This window comes from Cupriavidus sp. PB-02 (assembly GCF_058252315.1).
Window position 1 is genome coordinate 1,983,867 of record NZ_CM177695.1, and the last position, 21,426, is coordinate 2,005,292.

The window sequence follows — 21,426 nt, forward strand, 5'->3', positions numbered from 1 at the left end:
CTCTTGTTGTTCCCGCTGGTTTGACCTGATGACATTGAAGACCCTGTAGCGACTACAGAGTCAAGCGGCATGGCGGCGCCACTGTCCGCCATGCGGGTCAGTGCTCGCAGTTGACCATCCAGGACATGCCGAAGCGGTCCACCAGCATGCCGAAGCCTTCGGCCCAGAAGGTCTTCTGGTACGGCACCACGACCTGGCCGCCTTCGCTGAGGCCGTCGAAGATGCGCTGGCCCTCGTCCTTGCCGACCGCGCCCACCGACAGGCTGAAGCCGCTGAACGACGGCCGCGCGCCGGGTTGACCGTCGGACGCCATCAGCTGGTTCTCGCCGAACTGGATGTTGGCGTGCATCACCTTGTCCTTCCAGTCATCCGGGACTTCCATGCCCTCGCTCGGAGCGTCCTTGTAGCGCATCACGAAGGTGACCTGCGCGCCCAGCACCTTGCCGTAGAAGGCCACGGCCTCGTCGAAGCGGCCGCCAAAGTCCAGATAGGGTTGCACCTGCATGTCATTCTCCTTTTGGGTTGCCAATTGGGTTGCCATTCGGGGTTGCCATTCGGGGTTGCATTGCACTGGCGATGTACCGCACACCCGGGTGGAGCGAAGCGGCACGCGCGCCATTATGCGCGCGTGCCGGCTGCATGCAAGTGACGGAGATGGCTCAGGAAACGCTAGCCGCAGCGGGCACGGCAGGCGCCGTGGCATCAGCCGGGAACTCCAGAGAAAACACCGTTTCGCCGTCGAGGCTGCGCACCGTCACGCTGCCGCCATGCAGCCGCATGATGGTGTCCACAATGGCCAGCCCCAGCCCGGTAGACGCCGCCGAATTGCGGCGCGACGGGTCGGCCCGGTAGAAGCGCCCGAAGATATGCGGCAGGGTCTCGGGCGGGATCGCCGGCCCGGAATTGGCCACGCGGATGCAGGTAGTGGCGCCGCCGGGCGCCGGGATGCGGTTGACGTCGAGCCGCACCGTGCTGCCCGCCGGCGCATGGCGCAGCGCGTTGTCGAGCAGGTTGGTGACGGCGCGGCGCAGCAGGGTCTGGTCGGCCTGCACCGGCGCACGCCCGGCGACCGCCAGCGTGACATCGCGGTCGGCGGCGACAGCCTCGAAGTACTCGGCCATCTTGTCCAGCTCTTCGCGCGCGTCCAGCGTGCGCACGCCCAGCGCCACCTGCGCGTGGTCGGCGCGCGCCAGGAACAGCATGTTCTCGATCATGCGCGCGAGCCGTTCGTACTCTTCCAGGTTGGATTCGAGCAGGGTTTCGTACTCCGCCACGCCGCGGCTTTGCGCCAGCGTCACCTGGGTCTGGCCGATCAGGTTGCTGATCGGCGTGCGGAAATCGTGCGCCAGGTCCGCCGAGAACTCGGACAAGCGCGAGAAGCTGTCCTGCAGCCGCGCCAGCATGTCGTTGAGCGCCGCCGCCAGCTCGCGCAGCTCGGCCGGCGCGCTGCCCACGTCGAGCCGCGTGGCCAGGCGGCTGGTGGTGACCGCGGCGGCATCTGCGGCCATGCGCCGCAGCGGCCGCAGCCCGCGCCGCGCCAGCACGAAGCCCAGCCCCGCCGCGACCGCGGCGCCGCACAGCATGGCCCACAGCACTTGGTGGCGGTATTCGCGGATCAGCGCCACACGGTAGCCGGCATCGCGCAGCACCACGATCTCCACGGCCTTGTCCGAGTTGCCCAGCTGGCCAAGCGCGGCAATGCCGCGCGACGGCACGCGGTTGCGCGGGTACCAGGTCTGCAGCATGCCCTTTTCAGGCTGCGTGGTGACGGGCAGCACGCGCAGCGGCGGCACGGTCTCATTACGCGGATTCAGCGTGACCAGCGGCTCGCCCTGGCGCGTGCGCACCACCAGGATCAGGCCTTCGTGGCCCATGGCGATGTCGGCAAATCGGTGGGAATCGGCGCGGATCTCGGCTTCGCTGCTCACTTCTCGCAGCAGGTGGCGCACCAGCAGCACCTCGCCCACCAGCTCGCTTTCATCGCGCCCTTCCAGCTGGGTCGACAGCGCGCTGGAGAGATAGGCCGCGACGCCGGCCAGGATCACGGCCGTGGCCAGCCCGTACGCCAGTGCCAGCCGCGTGGTAAGGGAAGACGTGAGCCGCTTCATTCGTCGCGCAGCCTGCGGTCCTCACCCTCGTCGCCGTCGTCCAGCACGTAGCCCATGCCGCGGCGCGTATGGATCAGCTTGCGCGGGAAGGGATCGTCGACCTTGGCGCGCAGGCGCCGGATCGACACGTCCACCACATTGGTATTGCTGTCGAAATTCACGTCCCACACCTGCGAGGCGATCAGCGAGCGCGACAGCACTTCGCCGCGTCGGCGCGCCAGCAGGTACAGCAGCGCGAATTCCTTGGAGGTCAGGTCGATCTTCTGGCCGGCGCGCACCACGCGGCGGCGGATCGCATCGATCTGCAGGTCGGCCACTTCGATGAATTCGCTCTCGCGCAGCGGGCCGCGGCGCAGGATGGTGCGGATGCGCAGCACCAGCTCGGCAAAGGCGAAGGGCTTGACCATGTAGTCGTCGGCGCCCAGTTCCAGGCCCTTGAGGCGGTCGGACAACTCGTCGCGCGCGGTCAGGAACAGCACCGGCGTGTCGCGTTCGCGGCGCAGCTCGCGCAGTACCTGCCAGCCGTCCAGGCCGGGCAGCATCACGTCCAGCACGATCAGGTCGTACGGGTGTTCGCGCGCGTGGGCCAGGCCATCGACGCCGTCGCGCGCCAGGTCCACCACGAAGCCGGACTCGCTCAGGCCCTTGTGCAGGTAGTCGCCCGCCTTGGGTTCGTCCTCGACAATCAGGATACGCATGAATCAGTCACTTTCCGGCGGCACCAGCGCCGCCATGGCGTAACGCTATCCGAGGATGGCCGGAAATGGGCGAAGATTTCAGAAATGTCATCCCCCGGCAAGGGCAATGCAGGGGAAAACCCCGGTAAAATGCGCGATGACCACGGGCATCGCCTTTGGTTCACGCCACTCCGCAGTCATTCTGTCGCGAATTCCCTTCGCCTGCCCTTCCGATGAAACGCCTCCCGAACCGCCTGCTGCTGTGCCTTGCGCTGTCCTCGCTGCCGCTCTGCGTCGCAGCAGCGACGGTGACGACGGTATGCAGCGCGGTGCAGGCGGCGGGGCTGTCGCTGCCGGAACGGCATGTCGCCGCAAAGATGGAAGCGGAAGCGGCACTCGATGGCGCCAGCCAGCGTTGCAGCGGCAGCGCGGTGCAGGTGATGGCGGAGCCCGCCGACAATGGCGCGCCGCTGAGGTTGCAGGATGCGAATGCGCCGCAGTCGCCCGACGACAGCACCGCCTCGCCGGCACAATCCTCTGCCGCAACAGGCGAACTGCCGGAACTGCCTGCCGAGGTCCTGGTCCATTGGGCCCACGCGGCGCCGCTGGCGACGCCGGCCGTGTTCACCGGCCTGCTGCCGTTGGCCCCGCACTGCTGACGGCATTCGCGGCGCGGGCTTCACGCGCTGCGCATTTTCCCCGAATCACGCCAAAGGCTGCGCAGCACGGCGTGCGTGCGTGCGCCTTATTCGACGCGGAAGAATTCGATCGATTGCCCGGCGTTGACCGCGCGCTGCAGCCAGTCGGGATATTCGCCCTGGCCGTCCCAACTCTGCCCGAGGGCATTGCGGTAAAGCGGGCGGGACGCGGAAGCCTGCGGCGTACCGTTCGGCGCAGGCTCCGCAAGCGGCGACTTCGCGACGGCGACATCGGACTGCGGCGCGGCCGCAGTCTTTCGCGGTGCTTTCGCGGCAACAGGTTGGGCAGCGGGCGCCGGGACCTTGTCGAAGCATCCGGCGGCGACCAGGTCGTCGAGCGTCAGGGCATGACGGTCCATTTGCTCGCGGATCCAGGCCACCGCAGCGAGTTTGGCTGAATCAGACTCGGACATGACTTTCGTGAGAAACCCGCTGCATTCCCGCGGGCAATGGAGAACCGGCGATGGAACAGCAGGCCGGTCAGACAGCCATGATTCTACAGCCTTTGCCGGTGCTCCCGCTTCTCCATTGTGTCGGCACGGGCAGCCGGCTGCGGGCGGCTGCGAGAAATGACAAAAATGACGGCATTGTCATGTGCCAGTCATGCTGGCGTGGGCGGTCGCTTTCTAGACTTTCCATACCGCCGCCCACCCCCGGTCGGCACTCTTCAGGAGCATCGATCCATGCAAGCACTCAGGCAAATCCTTACAGCTACCGCCCTCATTGCCGCAGTGGTCGGCACTGCGCAGGCCGCACCGCGCAGCGTCGATCCGTTCAGCGACGGTGCCAACAGCGCCACCGGTACCCGCAGCTCATTCACCGACGGTGCGCACAGCGCCACTGGCACGCGCAGTTCGTTCACCGACGGCGCACACAGCGCCACCGGCACCCGCAGCACCTTTACCGACGGCGCGCATAACCCGAACGGCCCGCGCGACAGCTTCTCCGACGGCGCCTGACGGCACCTGATCGGGCCAGGGCGCCTTCAGCGCACCTCGCCGTAGATCCGGCGCGCGTCGGCGGCATCGGCGATCGGCCGGCCCAGCGTCAGCCCGCCCTGCACCGCCTGCGCCACCAGCGCGTGGTTGCCGGGCGCGCGGCTGCCGTCGCGCAGCAGCAGGTTGTTTTCGAAACCTACCCGCACATGGCCGCCGAACGCGGCGGCCGCGGTCACGCAGGCATTCTCTTCGCGGCCGAAGGCGCAGATTGCCCACGGCAGCGCTTCGTCCCGCTCCGCGGCCACCTGCAGGAACGGCAGCAGGTCGTGCGGCGACGACACTTGCCCGGCCGAATAGCGCCCCAGCACGTACAGCACCGACCACGCCCCCGGCGGCACCATGCCGCGTTCGCGCATCGACTGCCAGCGCCGCACGTCGGCGACGTCATACAGGATGACCTGCGTCATCACGCGTTCGCTGGCCAGCCACGCGAAGAACGCGGCCAGTTCGCTTTCGGGGATCTCCGGTGCCGCCACTTCGCGCAGGCCCACCGACACCGCCTCGGGGCGCAATTCGCGCACCATCGCCATCTGTTCGGCAGCCTTGTAGACCCCGGCGGCCTCGCTCGTCACCTGCACCAGCAGGGAGTCGCCGACCGCCTGCTTCACAGCCACCAGCGCGTCGCGGTAGGCCTGCACGTCGAGCGAATGACGGCCCTCGGCATCGCGCACATGCATGTGCATCATGGCCGCGCCGGCGTCCAGGCAGGCGCGCGCCTCAGCGGCCAGCGCCGCCGCGGTCAGCGGCACTGCGGGATGGTCGGCGGCTTTCTTGTAGGCGCCGTTCGGTGCAACCGTGACGATCAGGGGCGAGTCGGCCAGCGGCGTGCGCAGCGCGGCATTGGGATGGGCTTGGGTCATGGCTGGATCTCGGGCAATTCGGGGGCAATCAGTTCCAGGCCGGCGCGCAGCAGGCGGTCATAGCGCGCGCGCTCGGCGGCAATGGTCTCGGGGGTCCACTGGTAGAAGCCTTCGCCGCGCTTCATGCCGTGGCGGCCGTCGGCGGCGCGCTCCGACAGGCAGCGCGCGGGATGGTCGTCATTGCAGAAGCTCGGGTACATGGTGGCACCCGCGGCGGCATGCACGTCGATGCCGGCGTGGTCGCGCTGCAGCACAGGGCCGGCCGCCAGGAAGCGGAAACCGAAGCCGAATCGCACCGCCGCATCCACGTCCTCGGGCGAGGCGATGCCGCGGTCGATCAGGCTGAAGGCTTCGCGCGACAGCGCATGCTGCAGCCGGTTGGCGAGAAAGCCCGGCAGATCCTTGCGCACCTTGACCGGCACCATCGCGCAGCGACGCATAAAGGCGATCAGCGCGTCGGCGCATGCCTCGTCGCTGCCCTCGCCCATCACCACTTCCACCAGCGGCACCAGGTGCGCCGGCATGAAGAAGTGCAGGCCCAGCATGCGCGCACGCGTGTCCAGGCCTTCGCCGATGGCGCTGATCGGGAAGCTGGAGCTGTTGCTGGCCAGCACGGCATCGGCGCGCGCGCGCCGGACCAGGTCGGCGAACAGCGCCTGCTTCAGGTCCAGGCGTTCCGGGATGCACTCGATCACCAGGTCCACAGTGGACCAGTCCACGTCGTCCAGCGTCGCGGCCACGACCAGCCGTGCGGCGCCTTGCTCGCAGCCGATGGTGGCGAGGTTGTCGCGCACTCGCTCAGGCAATGCGGCGGCGCGGCCGGCGTCCGGCTCGATCACGGTGGTGCGGCACAGCGCGCGCGTCAGCACTACGGCGACATCGGCGCCCATGGTGCCGCCGCCCACCACAACCGCATGCGCGGTGCCGGGGCGGCTGAGAATGACCGGATCGGTCGGGTTCGGCATAGGTCCTCCAGGGTGGATGCGGTGCGGCCCGCACACGCCAACAACGCGCCAGGCCATCGAATCCCGGCAGTGTAGAGAACTCCCTTTGATTGATGAAGTCGATTCTTTGGATAAAATGATCCGCAAATCAGATCAATCGCAAGACTCCGCCGGCCGGTGCCCGCCCGCCGCAGCCACACCATGAAAATCAACCTGTCGATGCGCGACATCGATACCACGCTGGTCCTCGGCCGCACGCTGAACTTCCGCCAGGCCGCCAGCCAGCTGCATTTGTCGCAGTCCGCCCTGTCCACGCAGATCCTGCGCATCGAGGAGTCCCTCGGGGTGCGCCTCTTTGACCGCACCACCCGCACCGTGCGCCTGACCGCCGCCGGCCAGGTCTTCATGCAACAGGCCGCGTTGCTGCAGGCGGCCTTTCGCGGCGCCATCGACGCCGTGACCGGCATTGCCAGCGCCGAGCGCGGGCAGGTGGCGGTGGCGGCGCTGCCGTCGCTGGCGGCGCGCATGCTGCCGCGCGTGCTGATGGCCTACCACCGCGCGCGCCCGGAAGTGGCGCTGAAGGTGATCGACACGCTGTCCGGCCCCGCCTTCGACCTGGTGCGCGCCGGCGAAGTCGACTTTGCGCTGACCGCGGCCGATCCGCAGCAGGCCGACCTGCAGTACGAGCCGCTGTTGTCCGACCGCTTCGTGCTGCTGATCCCGTCCGCGCACCCGATGGCGCGCACCGCCGGGCCGCTGCGCTGGGCCGATACCGCCAACGCGCCGCACGTGTCGATGACGCATCCCAGCAGCGTGCGCCAGTACGCCGAATGGGCCTTCCTGCAGAACCGCATCCGCTTCCAGCCGGTGTTCGAGGCCGAGCACCTGGCGACCATCGCGGCCATGGTCGAATGCGGCTTCGGTGTCGCCGCGCTGCCGGAGATTGCCGCCGGCACCGTGCGCCAGCCCGGCATCGTCGAGCGGCTGCTGACCGCGCCGGTGACCGAGCGCTCGATCGGGCTGGTGACGTCGCGCAATCGCACCCTGTCGCCCGCCGCCGCGGAACTGGCGGCTGCGGTGCGCACACAGCTGGCCCATCCTTCAGCCGCGCAAAGCAGCACTGCGGAGGCCGGCGCATGAGCATCATCGACTGCCGCGCGCGAGGCCGCTACGCGGCGTGAAGACAAGCGGAAGCGGACAAGCAAATGGGCCCGGCATGGCGCCGGGCCCGCAGCGTTCAGGATGGATCTTTGGTGCGGGTACGGGAGACGGCCGCCATGATCCCGATCCCCAGCACGATCAGGCAGGCAATGCCGATATAGACGGGCGCAAGGCCGGCCGTTGACATGCCCCAGGCGATGCCGCCCACCAGGACCAGCAGGCCTATGATGTATAGCGCGAATGACATAAGTCGGCTCCTTGCGGTGGTGCTAGCTTCAATGTAGGTAGTGGCGGGCACGCAAGGGATAGGACAAGGGCGGATGCTGGCGTAGGCGGGTTCTGACTCGGCTGTGATGCGTGAGGCGTTTCTTCAGGCCGCCCCGCGCGCCTGCTCGGCGGCCAGGTAGGCATCGCGCGACGGCAGCAGGTGGCGCCGGCACAGTGTCATGAGCGCGTCGCGGTCGCCAGTCTTCAGCGCCTCGATCATCGCCCAGTGCTCCTGCCGCGCGCGCTCGCGGTACGCCGCCGCAGCCAGCGTGCCGAAGCGGATCGGGTGGGTGCGGCGCGCGTAGTCCCCGATGGCCTGCTGCAGCACCGCGTTGTCGGTCAGCGCGAACAGCTCGCGGTGGAAGGCCTGGTTGATGCGGAACACCGCGCGCGCGTTGCCGGCCGCGACCGCCGCATCATGCTGCTTCTGCACCGCCACCAGCGGCGACAGCCGCGCCGCCGGCACCGGCAACGGGATCAGCGCGGCCGCGTGACATTCCAGCACCTCGCGCAGCGCATACAGCTCCAGGACTTCGCGCGCGGAGAAGGCGCGCACCACGGCACCCACGTTGCGCTTGCGCTCGACCACGCCGATCGCCTCCAGCCCGGCCAGCACCTGCCGCACCACATGGCGCTTCAGGTCAAAGCGCGCCATCAGGTCGTCTTCGGTCAGCCGCTCGCGCGGATGCAGCCGGCCGAAGACGATGTCCTCTTCGAGGGTGTCGACGGCCTGCTGCATGGCGCCGGCTTCGGTTTGCACATCGTTCATGGCTCAGCGCTTGTGCGGCACGGTTTCCACCGTCTGCGTGGCGCGCAGGAAATCGAAGTCGACACCCTGGTCGGCCTGCGTCACGGTCTCGAGGAAGAGCTTGCGATAGCCGCGTTCCGCGCGCGGGCGCTCCACCGGCTGCGCCGCCGCGCGGCTGGCCAGTTCGGCATCGTCCACCAGCAGCGTCAGGTCGCGCTCGCGCACCGACAGCCGGATGCGGTCACCGCTCTGCACCAGCGCCAGCGGCCCGCCGATGGCGGCTTCCGGCGTCACGTGCAGCACGATGGTGCCGGCCGCGGTGCCACTCATGCGCCCGTCCGAGATGCGCACCATGTCCTTGACGCCGGCGCGCGCCAGCTTGCGCGGGATCGGCATATAGCCGGCCTCCGGCATGCCGGGCGCGCCGGTCGGCCCGATGCGCTTGAGCACCAGGATGTCGTCGGCGTTGACGTCGAGCGCTTCGTCGTCGATGCGCTGCGCCATGTCCTCGGCGTTCTCGAACACGACCGCGCGGCCCTCATGCTCCATCAGCACCGGGTCGGCCGCCGACTGCTTGATGATGGCGCCGCCCGGCGCCAAGTTGCCGCGCAGCACCGCGAGACCGCCGGCCGGGTAGATCGGGTCGGCCGCGCGGCGGATCACGTCCTGCGCGAACGGCGGCGGCGCCGCGTCCAGTTCTTCGCCGAGCGTGCGGCCCGAGACCGTCAGCGTATCCAGGTGCAGCAGCGGGCGCAGTTCGCGCAGCAGCGCGGTCATGCCGCCGGCCTTGTGGAAGTCTTCCATGTAGTGCTGGCCGGAAGGCTTCAGGTCCACCAGCACCGGCGTCTCGCGGCTCATGCGGTCGAGCCCGGCCAGGTCGATGTCGATGCCCAGGCGTCCCGCAATCGCGGTCAGGTGGACGATGCCATTGGTCGAGCCGCCGATCGCCAGCAGCACGCGCAGCGCGTTCTCGAAGGCCTTGCCGGTCAGGATGCGGTCAGGCGTCAGCCGCGCCTTGGCCATCGCCACCGCGGTGGTGCCGGTGCGCTCCGCCACGCGGATACGGTCGGCCGTCACCGCCGGCGCCGACGCGCCACCCGCCACCATCATCCCCAGCGCCTCGGTCACGCAGGCCATCGTGCTGGCCGTGCCCATCACCGAGCAGGTGCCCACACTGGCCACCAGCTGGTTGTTGACGTCTGCAATCTCGACCGCGTCGATTTCATCGGCGCGGTAGCGGCCCCAGTAGCGGCGGCAGTCCGTGCACGCGCCCACGCGCTCGCCGCGGTGCGCGCCGGTCAGCATCGACCCGGTCACCAGCTGGATCGCCGGCACGCCGGCCGAGGCCGCGCCCATCAACTGCGCCGGAACGGTCTTGTCGCAGCCGCCGATCAGCACCACCGCGTCCATCGGCTGGGCACGGATCATCTCTTCCGTATCCATCGACATCAGGTTGCGCAGGTACATGCTGGTCGGCGCGGAGAAGCTCTCGTGCACCGAGATGGTCGGGAAGTCCACCGGCAGGCCGCCGGCCAGCATCACCCCGCGGCGCACCGCCTCGATCAGTTGCGGCGCGTTGCCGTGGCAGGGGTTGTAGCTGCTGCCGGTATTGACGATGCCGATCACCGGGCGCGCCAGCGCGTCGTCGGTGTAGCCCGCGCCTTTGATAAAGGCCTTGCGCAGGAACAGGGAGAAGCCGGTGTCGCCGTAGTTGGTCAGGCCCTTGGCCAAGCCTTGCGGGCTGCCGGCCGCGGCGCCTTCGTCCTGGGCCTTGGGGTCGGTGGCGGTAGCCGGGCTGGCCTTGCTGGGGTCGGTGAGGGACACGGGGGTTATCTCCAATAGGATTATTGATAATCGATGACAGAAGCTTAGCTGCCAAAGTACGAACGGCGCAAGCATGGAAGCGCGCAGGGAAAATTAATCTGAATTTCAGATCAGTCGATAGAAAAATACGTCTTCATCAATCAAGAGCCGCCCCCTACACTTGGGCCCGATGACGAAGCCGGGGCGTCATCGGCCGGGCGGGCGCTCATCCGTCGGGCACTCCTCCAATTTCAAAGACTTCCCGGCACAGGAGACCCCCATGCCTGGCATTTCCCTGTCCGGCCGCGGCATTCTTGCGCCGCGCCGCACCCCTCGCCGCTCCGTCCTGGTTGCCTCGCTCGCGTTTGCCGGCATGCTGCTCGCACCCGCATTCGGCAGCGCCGCGGAAACCTGGCCCGGCAAGCCGATCCGGCTGGTCGTGCCCTACCCGCCGGGCGGCGCCACCGACGTGATCGGCCGCACGCTGGCGCAGCGCCTCTCCATCACGCTGGGCCAGCAGGTGGTGGTCGACAACCGCGCCGGCGCCGCCGGCAATATCGGCGCCGAACTGGTCGCCAAGTCGCCCGCCGACGGGTACACGCTGCTGATGGGCGCGCTCACCAGCCATGCCATCAACGCCGCGCTGTACAAGAGCCGCGTTCCCTATGACCTGGAAAAGAGCTTCGCACCGGTATCCATCGTGGGCACCGTGCCGCTGGTGTTCGTGGTCAATCCGTCGGTGAGCGCCAACAACCTGCCGCAGCTGGTGTCGCTGGCCAAGTCGAAGCCGGGCGCGATCACCTTTGCATCGGCAGGCAACGGCTCGCCGCAGCACCTCGCCGGTGAAATGTTCAAGCGCATGGCCGGCGTGGAAATGCTGCACGTGCCCTACAAGGGCAGCGGCCCCGCCATGACCGACCTGATCGGCGGCCAGGTGCTGAGCATGGTCGAGACCGTTCCCGCCGCGCAGGCCTACGTCAAGAGTGGCAAGCTCCGCGCGCTGGCCGTGACTTCATCCGAACGTGTGAGCGCCCTGCCCGAAGTGCCGACCGCCAATGAGGCGGGCCTGAAGGACTTTGAGGTGAGTTCGATGTTCGGCATCGTCGCGCCTGCCGGCACGCCCGCGCCGGTGATCGACCGGCTGAGCAACGACCTGAAGAAGATCCTTGCCGAGCCGGAGGTCCAGGCCACGCTGCTGAAGCAGGGGGCGATCGCCACGTGGACCACGCCTGCGCAGACGGGAGCGCGGATCAAGGCGGAGGTGGGCAAGTGGAATGCGGTGATCAGGGAGGCGGGGGTGAAGCCGGAGTGAGCGGCGGAGCCTCGGTATTGCTCCCGACAAAGGACAACAGGTCGCTGGGAGCGACCTGTTTCGGATGGCAAGCCAGGAGAGGAAGACTCTCAACGCGCCGCATGCTGGTCAGCGCATCCCGACCCGAAGGCGTAGGTGATGGACGGGGTTAACGGCTGTCAATGGGCTGTCAATGCCGCCTCCGTTTGTCATGAGTATTTCGGCAAATACCTATCTCATGCGTATTTCTGGTTTGGCGATGTGATAGGTATTTGTGCCCGATAGCCGCCCTGTCATGCCCTGACTGGCGCATCGCTGTATCTGTCCCCCGCCCCACCGCACCCGTATACTCTGTGTCCGGGACGCGTCCCACCCGCGCCCACCCGCGCAAGCGCCCCGGCGCAAACGGGACCGCCTCACCGATCTCACAACGAACAAACAAGCAACGGAGCAGCAGCATGCGTGTCGCATTTCTCGGACTCGGCGTCATGGGTTTCCACATGGCCGGCCACCTCGCCGCCAAGGGACACGAGGTCACGGTCTACAACCGCACCGCCGCCAAGGCACAGGCCTGGGTCGAGAAGTTCGGCGGCAAGGCGGCCGCCACGCCGGCGCTGGCCGTGCGCGATGCACAGGTGGTGTGCTCCTGCGTGGGCAACGACGACGACCTGCGTTCCGTGCTGACCGGGCATGACGGTGCCTTCTTCAGCGCGCCGAGCGGCTGCATCTTCGTCGACCACACTACCGCGAGCGCCAACGTCGCGCGCGAGCTCTACGCCGCCGCGGGCGAGCGCGGCCTGCACTTTATCGACGGCCCGGTTTCCGGCGGCGAAGTCGGCGCGGAAAAAGGCATCCTGACCATCATGTGCGGCGGCGACGCCGAGGTCTATGCGCGCGCCGAGCCGGTCATCGCCGCCTACGCGCGCGCGGTCACGCGCATCGGGGAATCGGGCGCCGGGCAACTGGCCAAGATGGTCAACCAGATCAGCATCGCCGGCCTGATCCAGGGCTTGTCCGAGGCCATTGCCTTCGGCGAGCGCGCCGGCCTCGACATGAAGCTGGTGCTGGACGTCATCAGCAAGGGCGCGGCCGGTTCGTGGCAGCTGGAAAACCGCGGGCCGACGATGATCGACAACAAGTTCGACTTCGGCTTCGCGGTGGACTGGATGCGCAAGGACCTCGGCCTGTGCCTGGACGAGGCGCGCCGCAACGGCGCCGGCCTGCCGGTGACGGCACTGGTGGACCAGTTCTACGCAGACCTGCAGCAGATGGGCTGCGGCCGCGCCGACACTTCGTCGCTGATCAAGCGCCTGCGCCAGCACACGAAGACCTCCTGACGTCGCCGCGGCGTCACCTGCCGTCGTCCGATTCCTACAGCGCAATCGGCGTGTCTCGGAAAGGCCGCTGCCGGGCGCGGGCCTAAGCTGGAGACATGGGGCCCGTCCAGTGGGGCCGGCCCGGCAACGATGCAGGAGAGACCATCATGTGGAAACTCGCAGGTGCGCTACTGGTAAGCGCAAGCATGGCGCTGGCTGGCTGTACCGCGGCCGGTGCAGTGGCGGGCGGTGTGGCCGGACATGAGCTGACCGACGGCAGCGCCGCGGGCACGATCGGCGGCGCCGTGGTTGGCGGCGTGATCGGCCACGAACTGGGCAAGTAAGCTGATGCCCGGCCCAGGCGGGCCAGGAATGCAGAAAGGCCGCATCGCGCGGCCTTTCTGCATGGTGGCGTCGGCTCTCAGAACTCGGCCGAGTCAGCCTTGAACTTCGGGTCGTACGGGCCAGCGGGCAGGCCAACGCCTGCCAAGCCGACTGCCGAGGCATTGGCTTGCTGTGCCAGCGGCACGTAGTTAGGCTTTGCCTTTTCCACGGCTGCAGCGATTGCCGAAGCGATCAGGCCTGCGAGACCGCCGCCCGCATTGTTGTTGGGCGTGTAGGCCAGTTGCTGATGCCGAGTCCACAAGGTCTTGCCGTCTTTCGCACTCTTGAGCGTGTAGTCGAGCTCTACCGTCGTCGTGGTCTGCAAGACCAGGTACTTGGAATCCCATCGGTCGATACGGACATACATCACTGCATCCGCGCCGAACATTTTCCCAATCACGGCAGGGTCGTTGCTGTGCACCAGGTCGGCGTCGGACAGGCCCTCGTCTTCCATCAGGCGCTTGGTCAGGTGCACCGGGAAAACGTAGTAGCCGCGCTCTGCGATGGGTCGCGAGATAGTCGACAGGAAGTAGTCAGGCGCATCGACATCGACACTGCGGTTCACTACCGGCACCACCAGGATCGAACGCGGCTGTTCGGAACGGAAGGCAGTGTAGTCGGAACGCTTGGCCATGGGCGCGCAGGCAGCAAGGCTGCCTGCCAGTGCCAGCAGGCCGAGCGTGCGGAACGATTGGATAAGGCGCATGGATTCCCCTTATTGCTTGGTAGTCTGACCTGGGGCCTGTGCAGGAGCGACAGCCTGAACGCTGGTCTGAGTGTTTTCCACCACCTTGCCTTTACCCTTGTCGGCAGCCGGTGCGCTGGCGATCTGGATCATGCGCGTCATCAGTGCGGCAGATTCCGGCCACGTGGCCTTTTCCTTGCCGAACCAGACCACGGCGTCCTTCGCCTTGCCTTGCTCGAGCAGCACGTTACCGTACTCGGCATAGAGCCCTGGCGGCACCTTGGCGCCACTGCTTTCGGCGCCCGAGATTGTCTTGCCGAGCTGTTCCGCGAATGCCTCGGAAGCGGCTGGCGTCTTGTAGTAGGTGTAGAGCGCCGGCTCGTACGAGCCCCAGGCGTACTTCTGCTGCGGCGCGCAGGCGCTCAGCAGCGCGGCGGTCGCCAGCACGCTGGTGATGTGGATCATTTTCATTGTTGTTGCTCCGCGGAAACTTCGATGCTGACGGACTCGCCGCCCGAGGCAAAGATGCTGCGCGTCAGCAGTGCGCGCCCACCTTGCCGGACCTCGACCTCGTGCGGGCCCTCTTCGATCTTGAGCACCGACTGCACGCCATCGAAGGCGGACGCCTGGCCCACCTGGATGCCATCTACCATCAGCACGGACTGTGGCGGTGCGCCGACGACACGCAGGGTCGGACGGCCCTGCCCGCTCTGTACGGTCGTATTCGGCAATGCACAGCCGTACATGGCCAGCGCCGCAACCGCGGCGCACAGAAGCTGTTTCATCTTGCGGTTCCCTATTGCGCGACGAAGAGGTTGGCAGTGCCCTTGGGCAGCGTGCCGGACACGAGTTCCGTCACGGATCCCTCATTGGTTTCGCTGTCGCCGAACGACGACTGCACCCGCACCTTGGCCACGGGGCGCGCCGGCAGCGCAATCTGGAATCCGCTCTGCGCGCTCTTGACCTGTTCGCCTTCGGCATAGACGTACAGCATGTCGCCGGCACGGATGCCCTGGCGGCTGCCGCCGGAGATGTACACCGTGCGGCCTTCGGCCTTGAGGATGTCGGTCTTCCACTGGCGCTCTTCGAGCTTGCTCATCAGGCGGCCCAGCACATCCGAGATGGCGGCGGCAACGGCCTTGTCGTTGAGCGTGCCGTCGTAGTCGGCCTTGCTGCCGAATCCCGCCACCTCACCGGACTCAGTGGAAGCCTCGCCAGCACCGCTGGCGGAGAAAAAAGCATGGCCGGTCTTCACATCGACCAGGCGGATTTCCACCTTGGCGTGGGCGGTCTGCACCTTGGTCGAACTGAGGAAGCCCGCCTTGCCCGTGGTGGCGCGACCGAATTCCGTCACGGAACCGATGATCAGCGTATCCACACCCACCAGCTGGCTGTCCTTGGTCAGGCTCTGCTCAGCCTGGACCTTGCCCAGATCGGGCCGTTCGAACACTAGGAATCGTTTGGAGGCCACCAGCCGGCTGGACAGGATGTCGCTGGCCTGCTTGCCGAGCGGATCCAGATTCTGGTCCGTGAAGAACGTGCGGCCATAGCGCGTTTCATTGGAGAAGCGACCGATGGCGATCTTGCGTTTGAGCTGGTGCACCGGCGGCAGCGATACGGCCTCCTGTGCGGCGAGCTGCTGCTGGCGCGGCGTGGGCGCCTCCACGACCTTGGGCGGCGTGGTGACGGTGGCACAAGCGCCCAACCCCAGGCACATGCCTGCAGCCAACAACCTGCTGAAACCCATCATTCCCCCGATTACAAATAGTTACAAATGCGAGTCGGGCCGATTGTATGGAACCTCACCACCCTGCGCAATAGGCTATGTAGGGGATTTCGACACGTCCCATCAGTTCTTGAGCGGCAAATGCAGCCTTGTTGCGGCAGGTCAAAGTCCGGCGGCGGTACGGACTGGCCGGTGCGAAAGAGCCAGGAAGCGTCAGGCCACGTCGTCGGACGACGTGTTGCCCGCGGAACGCTGCAACCGTCGCCACACCAGCACCGGCAGCCGCAGCACGAAGCCCGCCACCAGCCGCAGATGCATCCCCGTCAGCAACAGGTTGTCGCGCAGGTAGCGGAAGTGCGAGACCCCACCCTCGCCCCGGGCGAAGTACCGCACCGGGGCATCGAGGTTGATCGGCCAAACGCCGCGCCAGCACAGCCGCACCGCGACCTCCGGATCGAAGTCGAAACGCCGCATCCACCGGCTCTCCTTCATCACCGCGCGCAGCGGCGCGATCGGGTAGACGCGAAAGCCGAACAGCGAATCGCCGATGCCGGCCCACAGCGTTTCCAGGTCGGACCAGAAATTGGACATGCGCCGCCAGTAGACCCGCTCGCGCGGCGCGCTGGCGTCGAAGACGGGCCGGCCCAGCACCATCGCGCCGGGCTGGCGCTGCGACAGCGCCATGAACTCGGGGATCAGGTGCGCGGGATGCTGGCCGTCGGAATCCATCACCAGCACGTGCGTAAAGCCCTCGGCGGCGGCGGCCTCGATGCCCTGCAGCACGGCGGCGCCCTTGCCCTGGTTGCTGGGCAGCACCAGCACGCGCAGCCCTGGATCGGTGGCGGCCTGCGCCTGCAGCCAGCGGTCGCTGCCGTCGGTGCTGCCGTCGACCACGACCCAGACCGGCGACCAGGCCTCGCGCGCGGCGCGCAGCGTGTCGTGCAGGCGCTGGCCCGGGTTGTAGCTGGGGATCAGGACAAAGTGCGTGGCCGACGGCGGGGAGCCGCCGATGGGATGGGGCGTGCCGCCGGCCACCAGCGCCGGGCGGGGCGTGGCTTGCTGCGGCATGGTCGTGTGCTGGGAGGGCTGGCCGGGTGGCGGGGAAGCGCCGCGCTAGCGCGCGCGGTTGGCTGCCAGGTAGGCGGCCAGGCTGCCCAGCGAGGCAAAGATGGTCTTGTTGTCGGGATTGTCCGAACGCAACTCGACGCCGTACTTGCGCGAAACCAGCAGCGCGATCTCGAGGATATCGATGGAATCCAGCCCGAAGCCCTCGCCATAGAGCGGCGTGTCGGCCTTGACGTCCTCCAGCCGCAGCTCGGCAATGTCGAGTTCGTCGATGATCAGGCGGGCAAGTTCGGTTTCGAGTTCGGTCATGTTGCAAAGGGGCAGCAGGAAGGCCGCTGCGGCACGCGGTCCGGGCAATGGTCGACCTGGATCGCTGGGCAGGGCAACCGATGCTATCAAAGGGCCCAATTCCGAGCCAGTTGAGAGAAGTTTAGTAACAACAAAGGCGGGGCTTTGGGGAATCATCGCGCCGTCGGCCGGGTCTTTTGAGGTATAAAGCGTTCGCTTCGCGCGCCGTTGCGCCGCCGCAGCAATGCCGCCCGCACCGCACGCACTATACAGAGGGCGCCCATGAAGCGCCTTACGCAACACACGATAACCCTGCAGATGCCTTCGAGCCAGCCCTTAGACCTCCCCACCACGCCCGCCACGCCGGGCTTCCCAGCCCGTCAGGATGTCCTGGCTTCGCCATTGCAGCGCCACGGATGGATCGCCGCGGTGCTGGGTTTCGTCGTCTATGAATCGGCCCTGCATCGCGCCGCCCACCAGCCGGGTGCCGAGGTCGCCGCTCTGTTCCTCGGCGCGGCGCCGTTCCTGGCAATCGGCTTCGTCGCGCTGCGGCGCGCCGGATGGCGCGCGCCGGCATGGCTGGCCTTGCTGGCGGCATGCGCCGCTTTGTGGATCTGGCGCGCGCCGCTGGCCGAGCATTTCGGCTGGACCTATTTCCTGCAACATGCCGGCGTGAACGCGGCGCTGGGCGTGATGTTCGGGCAGAGCCTGCGCGCGGGCAGCACGCCGCTGTGCATGCAGATCGCCACGGCGCTGCACGGACCGCTGTCGCCCTCGCACGCGCAGTACACACTGCGCGTGACCCAGGCCTGGACGTTGTTCTTCGCGGCGATGGTGGGCGTGTCCGCGCTGCTGTTCGTGCTGGCGCCGGTGGCGACCTGGTCCAGCTTCGCCAACCTGGGCACGCCGCTGCTGATTGCCACGATGTTCGCGGGCGAAGCCGCGTGCCGCCGCATCGCCTTCCCCGGCATGCGCCATACCGGCCTGCTTGACGCCGTGCACGGCTACCGCGCGGTCATAGCTGCCCGGGCGGGCCGGTCCGGGTCGTCGCGCTGACGCGCCCGCCGCCCTCAGCACAGGCTCTTCTGGCCCATGACCAAGTTCCCGATCGTCGCGCATGCCTCGCCCGAAGGCGTTATCGCCTGGGCGCACGGGCGGCCCGTTACCGTGCGGCAGTTCCTGGCCGACGTAAACCGCGTGGCCGCCGCGATGCCCGTGGGCGGCCATGTGTTCAACGCCTGCACGGACCGCTACCGTTTCACCGTCGGCTTGTGCGCCGCGCTGCTGGCCCGCAAGGCTACGCTGCTGCCGCCGTCGCAGACGACGGAGATGGTGCGCCAGCTGGCCGCCTTCGCGCCGGATGCGTTCTGCCTGCATGACCAGCCTGTCGCGGATTTCGCGATGCCGGCGGTCCGTTATCCGGAAGTTTCGGACGCGGCCGCAGCCGGGGTCGTGGACATCCCCGAGATTCCCGCGGCGCAGGTGATGGCCTACGTATTCACCTCCGGCTCGACCGGTACGCCGGTGCCGCACCGCAAGACCTGGGGCGCGATGGCCCGCAGCGCGCGCGCCGCGGCACAGCGGCTGGGGCTGCTGGACGGGCGCGCGTGGACGCTGGTCGGCACGGTGCCGCCGCAGCATATGTTCGGGCTGGAAGCCACCGTCATGCTGGCGCTGCAGGGCGGCGCCGCGCTGGCCGCAGCCACCGCGTTCTACCCGGCCGATGTGCGCGACACGCTGGCGTCGGTGCCGGGGCCGCGCGCGCTGGTCAGCTCGCCGGTGCACCTGCGCACGCTGGTGCAAGCCGGCATGGCCATGCCTCCCACCGACCTGGTGCTGTGCGCCACCGCCCCGCTCGGCCGCCAGCTCGCCGCCGAAACCGAAACGCTGTTCAGCGCGCCGCTGTGCGAAATCTACGGCAGCACCGAGACCGGCCAGCTCGCCACCCGGCGCACCGCGCAGACCGACACCTGGACGCTGGTCCCGGGCGTAAGCCTGCATCAGCGTCCCAGCGCCAGCGGCGACGACACCGAGACCTGGGCCGAAGGCGGCCATATCGAGCAGCCGGTGCCGCTGGGCGATGCCATCGCGCCGCTGGATGCAAGCCACTTCCTGCTGCACGGCCGCAAGGCCGACGTGCTCAACATCGCCGGCAAGCGCACCTCGCTGGCCTACCTGAACCACCAGCTCAATGCGATCGAAGGCGTGCAGGACGGCGCGTTCTTCATGCCCGACGACGCCCACGAGGGCGACCTCCGCGGCCACGTGGTGCGCCTGGCCGCGGTCGTAGTCGCGCCTGGCCTGACACCGGCGCAGGTGCTGCGGGGGCTGCGCATGGGCATCGACCCGGCCTTCCTGCCGCGGCCGCTGCTGTTCGCAGAGAGCCTGCCGCGCAACGACGCCGGCAAGCTGCCGCGCGCCGCGCTGGCGGCGCTGATCGCGCAACTGGCCGCGGCGCACCACGGCGATACCATCGAGCCGCCCGCCTTTGTCATCGGCGCAGACCATCCGGCCATTGCCGGCCACTTCCCCGGCAACCCGATCGTGCCCGGCGTGGTGCTGCTGGACCACGCTGTGCTCGGGCTCGGCGCGGCGCTGGGCCGGTGGCTTGTGCCCACGCAGGTCGGCACCGTCAAGTTCCTGAGTCCGGTGCGGCCCGGCGAGCGCGTTGAGGTCTTGCACCAGCAAGGCGGCGACAGCCTGCGTTTCACGCTGCGCAGCGCGGGACGCGATGTCGCCAGCGGCACGCTGCAGGTGCGCGACGCCACGCCGCCAGCGGAGGCCGCACCATGCTGACCTGGCCCTGGAAGCGGCAGCAGTCCCTGGAAACCGACTGGTCCCGCCAGCAGGAGCGCAGCAATATCCCGCTGCTGCGCATCATGACGACGATTTCGCTGGCACTGGGGCGCCCCGTCGGGCGCGTGCTGCTGCGGCTGATCGCGGCGTATTTCACGCTGTTTTCGCCGGCGGCGCGCCATGCCTCGCGCGCCTACATGGACCGCGCGCTCGGGCGCGAGGCGAACTGGATCGACGGCTACCGGCATGTGTTCACCTTCGCCTCGACCATCCTCGATCGCATCTACTTGCTTAACGGACGCTTCGACCTGTTCGATATCCGCCTGCATGGCGAGGCGCAGCTCGAAGCCGCCATGGCGCAAGGGCGCGGCGCGATCCTGCTGGGCGCGCACCTGGGCAGCTTCGAGGTGGTGCGCGCGCTCGGGCGGCAGCACCCGGACATGGAAGTGGCGATCACCATGTACGAGGAGAACGCGCACAAGCTCAACGACGTGCTGCAGTCGATCAATCCCGCGATGCGCCAGGACGTGATCGCGCTGGGCCGCTTCGACACCATGCTCAAGGTGCGCGACTACCTGGACCGCGGCTACATGATCGGCATGCTGGCCGACCGCACACTGTCGCAGCGCTCCACCGACCCGGTGCAGCAGTGCAGCTTCCTCGGCACGCCCACGGGCTTCCCGACCGGGCCGCTGCGCATGGCCGCCATGCTGCGCCGGCCGGTGTTCTTTATCACCGGCCTGTACCGCGGCGGCAACCGCTACGATGTCCATTTCGTACCGCTGGCGGACTTCACCCAGACCAGGCGCGGCCAGCGCGAGGCCGCGGTGCAATCGGCACTGGATGGCTACGTGCGCTTGCTGGAGCAGTTCTGCCGCAGCGCGCCATACAACTGGTTCAACTTCTACGACTTCTGGCACGCCGGGCCGCCGCTCTCCGAGCAGCCGCCGCGGGGCAACGAACCCTGAGATCTCCTCCCGCATGTTCCTGTCCAAGCGCCCTCTCCGTTCCCTGCTGCCAATGCTGCTGGCAAGCGCCGTGCTGGCCTTTGCGATCCCTTGCGGCGCCGCCGCGCGTGAAGGCGCCGCGGCCTTCGGCGTCGACCAGCTGATGGCGACGCTGGCGCAGCGCAAGTCCGGCCGCGTGCTGTTCACAGAGACCAAGTACCTGGCGATTGTCGGCAAGCCGGTGCAGTCGTCGGGCGAGCTGCTGTTCACGGCGCCCGATCACCTGGAAAAGCGCACGCTGTCACCCAAGCAAGAGAACCTGGTGCTCGACGGCGACATGCTGACGGTCGAGCGCGACGGCAAGCGCCACACCCTGCCGCTGCAGAACTACCCCGAGGTGGCTGCCTTTATCGAAAGCATCCGCGGCACGCTGGCAGGCAACCGCGATACGCTGGAGCGCTACTACAAGCTCGGACTCGAAGGCCGCGCCAGCCGCTGGACGCTGACGCTGACGCCGGCGGACTCGCGCATGGCCGGGGTCATCAGCCAGGTGCGCATCGAGGGCAGCCAGGACGCGCTCAACCGCGTCGAGATCCGGCAGGCCGACGGCGACCGCTCCGTGATGCAGATCCGACCCGCCGGCAAGCCCGCGGGCCGTCCATGA

General features: G+C 68.1%; 25 protein-coding genes. 10 read left to right on the plus strand and 15 right to left on the minus strand.

Annotated features, from left to right (window positions below; translation table 11 throughout):
- Positions 1 to 97 precede the first annotated feature (97 nt).
- The 3 genes from AC10V3_RS29835 to AC10V3_RS29845 form a co-directional block, all read right to left on the minus strand.
- Entirely contained in the window at positions 98 to 505 is a 408-nt protein-coding gene (locus AC10V3_RS29835) for a VOC family protein (protein ID WP_022538975.1), read from the minus strand.
- Between the two features lie 154 nt (positions 506 to 659).
- Positions 660 to 2,108 carry a heavy metal sensor histidine kinase gene (locus AC10V3_RS29840; protein ID WP_022538976.1) on the minus strand — a complete coding sequence of 483 codons (1,449 nt, stop codon included), beginning with the start codon at positions 2,106 to 2,108 and terminating at the stop codon, positions 660 to 662.
- Entirely contained in the window at positions 2,105 to 2,806 is a 702-nt protein-coding gene (locus tag AC10V3_RS29845) for a heavy metal response regulator transcription factor (RefSeq protein WP_022538977.1), read from the minus strand. The genes AC10V3_RS29840 and AC10V3_RS29845 overlap by 4 nt, the downstream gene beginning before the upstream one ends.
- Before the next feature lie 212 nt (positions 2,807 to 3,018).
- On the opposite strand from AC10V3_RS29845, the gene AC10V3_RS29850 reads away from it, so the two are divergent.
- The gene (locus AC10V3_RS29850; RefSeq protein ID WP_022538978.1) at positions 3,019 to 3,444 is read left to right on the plus strand and encodes a hypothetical protein; all 426 of its coding nucleotides are present in this window, start codon (positions 3,019 to 3,021) and stop codon (positions 3,442 to 3,444) included.
- Between the two features lie 86 nt (positions 3,445 to 3,530).
- Here the strand turns inward: AC10V3_RS29850 and AC10V3_RS29855 are convergent, their stop codons facing one another.
- Positions 3,531 to 3,896 carry an H-NS family nucleoid-associated regulatory protein gene (locus AC10V3_RS29855; RefSeq protein ID WP_022538979.1) on the minus strand — a complete coding sequence of 122 codons (366 nt, stop codon included), beginning with the start codon at positions 3,894 to 3,896 and terminating at the stop codon, positions 3,531 to 3,533.
- Positions 3,897 to 4,166: 270 nt separating this feature from the next.
- Between AC10V3_RS29855 and AC10V3_RS29860 the strand changes: the two genes are divergently transcribed.
- The gene (locus tag AC10V3_RS29860; protein ID WP_454753292.1) at positions 4,167 to 4,442 is read left to right on the plus strand and encodes a hydroxyquinol 1,2-dioxygenase; all 276 of its coding nucleotides are present in this window, start codon (positions 4,167 to 4,169) and stop codon (positions 4,440 to 4,442) included.
- Positions 4,443 to 4,468: 26 nt separating this feature from the next.
- Here AC10V3_RS29860 and AC10V3_RS29865 read toward each other — a convergent pair whose 3' ends face one another.
- Both AC10V3_RS29865 and AC10V3_RS29870 read right to left on the minus strand, forming a co-directional pair.
- The gene (locus tag AC10V3_RS29865) at positions 4,469 to 5,341 is read right to left on the minus strand and encodes a beta-keto acid cleavage family enzyme (RefSeq protein ID WP_022538981.1); all 873 of its coding nucleotides are present in this window, start codon (positions 5,339 to 5,341) and stop codon (positions 4,469 to 4,471) included.
- Positions 5,338 to 6,306, minus strand: coding sequence for a 3-hydroxyacyl-CoA dehydrogenase family protein (locus AC10V3_RS29870; RefSeq protein WP_349607035.1), 969 nt, complete (start codon positions 6,304 to 6,306; stop codon positions 5,338 to 5,340). Before AC10V3_RS29870 ends, AC10V3_RS29865 begins: the two co-directional genes overlap by 4 nt.
- 180 nt (positions 6,307 to 6,486) lie before the next feature.
- Here AC10V3_RS29870 and AC10V3_RS29875 point away from each other — a divergent pair, with 180 nt between their 5' ends.
- Complete coding sequence (locus AC10V3_RS29875) at positions 6,487 to 7,425, plus strand: LysR family transcriptional regulator (protein ID WP_022538983.1); 939 nt, start codon at positions 6,487 to 6,489, stop codon at positions 7,423 to 7,425.
- Between the two features lie 97 nt (positions 7,426 to 7,522).
- On the opposite strand, the gene AC10V3_RS29880 is transcribed toward AC10V3_RS29875, so the two are convergent.
- The 3 genes from AC10V3_RS29880 to AC10V3_RS29890 all read right to left on the minus strand — a co-directional run bounded on the left by AC10V3_RS29880 (position 7,523) and on the right by AC10V3_RS29890 (position 10,192).
- The gene (locus tag AC10V3_RS29880) at positions 7,523 to 7,693 is read right to left on the minus strand and encodes a hypothetical protein (RefSeq protein WP_022538984.1); all 171 of its coding nucleotides are present in this window, start codon (positions 7,691 to 7,693) and stop codon (positions 7,523 to 7,525) included.
- Positions 7,694 to 7,816: 123 nt separating this feature from the next.
- Positions 7,817 to 8,482, minus strand: coding sequence for a GntR family transcriptional regulator (locus AC10V3_RS29885; RefSeq protein WP_454753294.1), 666 nt, complete (start codon positions 8,480 to 8,482; stop codon positions 7,817 to 7,819).
- 3 nt (positions 8,483 to 8,485) lie between these two features.
- Positions 8,486 to 10,192, minus strand: coding sequence for an IlvD/Edd family dehydratase (locus AC10V3_RS29890; protein WP_349607051.1), 1,707 nt, complete (start codon positions 10,190 to 10,192; stop codon positions 8,486 to 8,488).
- 352 nt (positions 10,193 to 10,544) lie between these two features.
- On the opposite strand from AC10V3_RS29890, the gene AC10V3_RS29895 reads away from it, so the two are divergent.
- The 3 genes from AC10V3_RS29895 (at position 10,545) to AC10V3_RS29905 (ending at position 13,215) form a co-directional block, all read left to right on the plus strand.
- Complete coding sequence (locus AC10V3_RS29895) at positions 10,545 to 11,576, plus strand: Bug family tripartite tricarboxylate transporter substrate binding protein (RefSeq protein ID WP_454753295.1); 1,032 nt, start codon at positions 10,545 to 10,547, stop codon at positions 11,574 to 11,576.
- Between the two features lie 437 nt (positions 11,577 to 12,013).
- Positions 12,014 to 12,892, plus strand: a complete 879-nt coding sequence (locus tag AC10V3_RS29900; RefSeq protein ID WP_022538988.1) for an NAD(P)-dependent oxidoreductase — start codon at positions 12,014 to 12,016, stop codon at positions 12,890 to 12,892.
- Between the two features lie 146 nt (positions 12,893 to 13,038).
- The gene (locus AC10V3_RS29905) at positions 13,039 to 13,215 is read left to right on the plus strand and encodes a glycine zipper 2TM domain-containing protein (RefSeq protein WP_010810161.1); all 177 of its coding nucleotides are present in this window, start codon (positions 13,039 to 13,041) and stop codon (positions 13,213 to 13,215) included.
- A 77-nt stretch (positions 13,216 to 13,292) separates the two neighbouring features.
- Here the strand turns inward: AC10V3_RS29905 and AC10V3_RS29910 are convergent, their stop codons facing one another.
- The 6 genes from AC10V3_RS29910 to AC10V3_RS29935 all read right to left on the minus strand — a co-directional run bounded on the left by AC10V3_RS29910 (position 13,293) and on the right by AC10V3_RS29935 (position 17,040).
- A complete protein-coding gene (locus AC10V3_RS29910; protein WP_022538989.1) occupies positions 13,293 to 13,961 on the minus strand; it encodes a DUF799 domain-containing protein in 669 nt (222 codons plus the stop codon).
- A gap of 9 nt (positions 13,962 to 13,970) precedes the next feature.
- Positions 13,971 to 14,411 carry a DUF4810 domain-containing protein gene (locus tag AC10V3_RS29915; RefSeq protein ID WP_022538990.1) on the minus strand — a complete coding sequence of 147 codons (441 nt, stop codon included), beginning with the start codon at positions 14,409 to 14,411 and terminating at the stop codon, positions 13,971 to 13,973.
- Positions 14,408 to 14,725: a hypothetical protein gene (locus tag AC10V3_RS29920; protein WP_022538991.1), complete on the minus strand. Its 318-nt coding sequence runs from the start codon at positions 14,723 to 14,725 to the stop codon at positions 14,408 to 14,410. The genes AC10V3_RS29915 and AC10V3_RS29920 overlap by 4 nt, the downstream gene beginning before the upstream one ends.
- 11 nt (positions 14,726 to 14,736) lie before the next feature.
- Positions 14,737 to 15,690, minus strand: coding sequence for a CsgG/HfaB family protein (locus tag AC10V3_RS29925; RefSeq protein WP_374063691.1), 954 nt, complete (start codon positions 15,688 to 15,690; stop codon positions 14,737 to 14,739).
- Between the two features lie 189 nt (positions 15,691 to 15,879).
- Entirely contained in the window at positions 15,880 to 16,734 is an 855-nt protein-coding gene (locus AC10V3_RS29930) for a glycosyltransferase family 2 protein (RefSeq protein WP_490923857.1), read from the minus strand.
- Between the two features lie 45 nt (positions 16,735 to 16,779).
- Entirely contained in the window at positions 16,780 to 17,040 is a 261-nt protein-coding gene (locus AC10V3_RS29935) for a phosphopantetheine-binding protein (RefSeq protein ID WP_022538994.1), read from the minus strand.
- 261 nt (positions 17,041 to 17,301) lie between these two features.
- Here AC10V3_RS29935 and AC10V3_RS29940 point away from each other — a divergent pair, with 261 nt between their 5' ends.
- From AC10V3_RS29940 to AC10V3_RS29955, 4 genes are read left to right on the plus strand one after another with little or no spacing between them, the layout of a single operon-like run.
- Positions 17,302 to 18,075, plus strand: coding sequence for a COG4648 family protein (locus tag AC10V3_RS29940; protein WP_454753298.1), 774 nt, complete (start codon positions 17,302 to 17,304; stop codon positions 18,073 to 18,075).
- A 36-nt stretch (positions 18,076 to 18,111) separates the two neighbouring features.
- The gene (locus AC10V3_RS29945) at positions 18,112 to 19,815 is read left to right on the plus strand and encodes an AMP-binding protein (protein WP_022538996.1); all 1,704 of its coding nucleotides are present in this window, start codon (positions 18,112 to 18,114) and stop codon (positions 19,813 to 19,815) included.
- Positions 19,809 to 20,783, plus strand: a complete 975-nt coding sequence (locus tag AC10V3_RS29950) for a lysophospholipid acyltransferase family protein (protein ID WP_022538997.1) — start codon at positions 19,809 to 19,811, stop codon at positions 20,781 to 20,783. Before AC10V3_RS29945 ends, AC10V3_RS29950 begins: the two co-directional genes overlap by 7 nt.
- 13 nt (positions 20,784 to 20,796) lie before the next feature.
- On the plus strand, positions 20,797 to 21,426 hold the full coding sequence (locus AC10V3_RS29955) for a LolA-related protein (RefSeq protein ID WP_022538998.1): 630 nt from the start codon (positions 20,797 to 20,799) through the stop codon (positions 21,424 to 21,426).

What these genes read in the sequence shown, in the direction of transcription:
- AC10V3_RS29840 (WP_022538976.1), bottom strand. Translation starts at nt 2,108, where the DNA reads ATGAAGCGGCTCACGTCTTCCCTTACCACGCGGCTGGCACTGGCGTAC.
- AC10V3_RS29915 (WP_022538990.1), bottom strand. Translation starts at nt 14,411, where the DNA reads ATGAAAATGATCCACATCACCAGCGTGCTGGCGACCGCCGCGCTGCTG.
- AC10V3_RS29895 (WP_454753295.1), top strand. Translation starts at nt 10,545, where the DNA reads ATGCCTGGCATTTCCCTGTCCGGCCGCGGCATTCTTGCGCCGCGCCGC.
- AC10V3_RS29855 (WP_022538979.1), bottom strand. Translation starts at nt 3,896, where the DNA reads ATGTCCGAGTCTGATTCAGCCAAACTCGCTGCGGTGGCCTGGATCCGC.
- AC10V3_RS29905 (WP_010810161.1), top strand. Translation starts at nt 13,039, where the DNA reads ATGTGGAAACTCGCAGGTGCGCTACTGGTAAGCGCAAGCATGGCGCTG.
- AC10V3_RS29865 (WP_022538981.1), bottom strand. Translation starts at nt 5,341, where the DNA reads ATGACCCAAGCCCATCCCAATGCCGCGCTGCGCACGCCGCTGGCCGAC.
- AC10V3_RS29880 (WP_022538984.1), bottom strand. Translation starts at nt 7,693, where the DNA reads ATGTCATTCGCGCTATACATCATAGGCCTGCTGGTCCTGGTGGGCGGC.
- AC10V3_RS29935 (WP_022538994.1), bottom strand. Translation starts at nt 17,040, where the DNA reads ATGACCGAACTCGAAACCGAACTTGCCCGCCTGATCATCGACGAACTC.
- AC10V3_RS29870 (WP_349607035.1), bottom strand. Translation starts at nt 6,306, where the DNA reads ATGCCGAACCCGACCGATCCGGTCATTCTCAGCCGCCCCGGCACCGCG.
- AC10V3_RS29860 (WP_454753292.1), top strand. Translation starts at nt 4,167, where the DNA reads ATGCAAGCACTCAGGCAAATCCTTACAGCTACCGCCCTCATTGCCGCA.
- AC10V3_RS29950 (WP_022538997.1), top strand. Translation starts at nt 19,809, where the DNA reads ATGCTGACCTGGCCCTGGAAGCGGCAGCAGTCCCTGGAAACCGACTGG.
- AC10V3_RS29930 (WP_490923857.1), bottom strand. Translation starts at nt 16,734, where the DNA reads ATGCCGCAGCAAGCCACGCCCCGCCCGGCGCTGGTGGCCGGCGGCACG.
- AC10V3_RS29940 (WP_454753298.1), top strand. Translation starts at nt 17,302, where the DNA reads ATGAAGCGCCTTACGCAACACACGATAACCCTGCAGATGCCTTCGAGC.
- AC10V3_RS29885 (WP_454753294.1), bottom strand. Translation starts at nt 8,482, where the DNA reads ATGAACGATGTGCAAACCGAAGCCGGCGCCATGCAGCAGGCCGTCGAC.
- AC10V3_RS29920 (WP_022538991.1), bottom strand. Translation starts at nt 14,725, where the DNA reads ATGAAACAGCTTCTGTGCGCCGCGGTTGCGGCGCTGGCCATGTACGGC.
- AC10V3_RS29875 (WP_022538983.1), top strand. Translation starts at nt 6,487, where the DNA reads ATGAAAATCAACCTGTCGATGCGCGACATCGATACCACGCTGGTCCTC.
- AC10V3_RS29955 (WP_022538998.1), top strand. Translation starts at nt 20,797, where the DNA reads ATGTTCCTGTCCAAGCGCCCTCTCCGTTCCCTGCTGCCAATGCTGCTG.
- AC10V3_RS29845 (WP_022538977.1), bottom strand. Translation starts at nt 2,806, where the DNA reads ATGCGTATCCTGATTGTCGAGGACGAACCCAAGGCGGGCGACTACCTG.
- AC10V3_RS29925 (WP_374063691.1), bottom strand. Translation starts at nt 15,690, where the DNA reads ATGATGGGTTTCAGCAGGTTGTTGGCTGCAGGCATGTGCCTGGGGTTG.
- AC10V3_RS29850 (WP_022538978.1), top strand. Translation starts at nt 3,019, where the DNA reads ATGAAACGCCTCCCGAACCGCCTGCTGCTGTGCCTTGCGCTGTCCTCG.
- AC10V3_RS29945 (WP_022538996.1), top strand. Translation starts at nt 18,112, where the DNA reads ATGACCAAGTTCCCGATCGTCGCGCATGCCTCGCCCGAAGGCGTTATC.
- AC10V3_RS29835 (WP_022538975.1), bottom strand. Translation starts at nt 505, where the DNA reads ATGCAGGTGCAACCCTATCTGGACTTTGGCGGCCGCTTCGACGAGGCC.
- AC10V3_RS29910 (WP_022538989.1), bottom strand. Translation starts at nt 13,961, where the DNA reads ATGCGCCTTATCCAATCGTTCCGCACGCTCGGCCTGCTGGCACTGGCA.
- AC10V3_RS29900 (WP_022538988.1), top strand. Translation starts at nt 12,014, where the DNA reads ATGCGTGTCGCATTTCTCGGACTCGGCGTCATGGGTTTCCACATGGCC.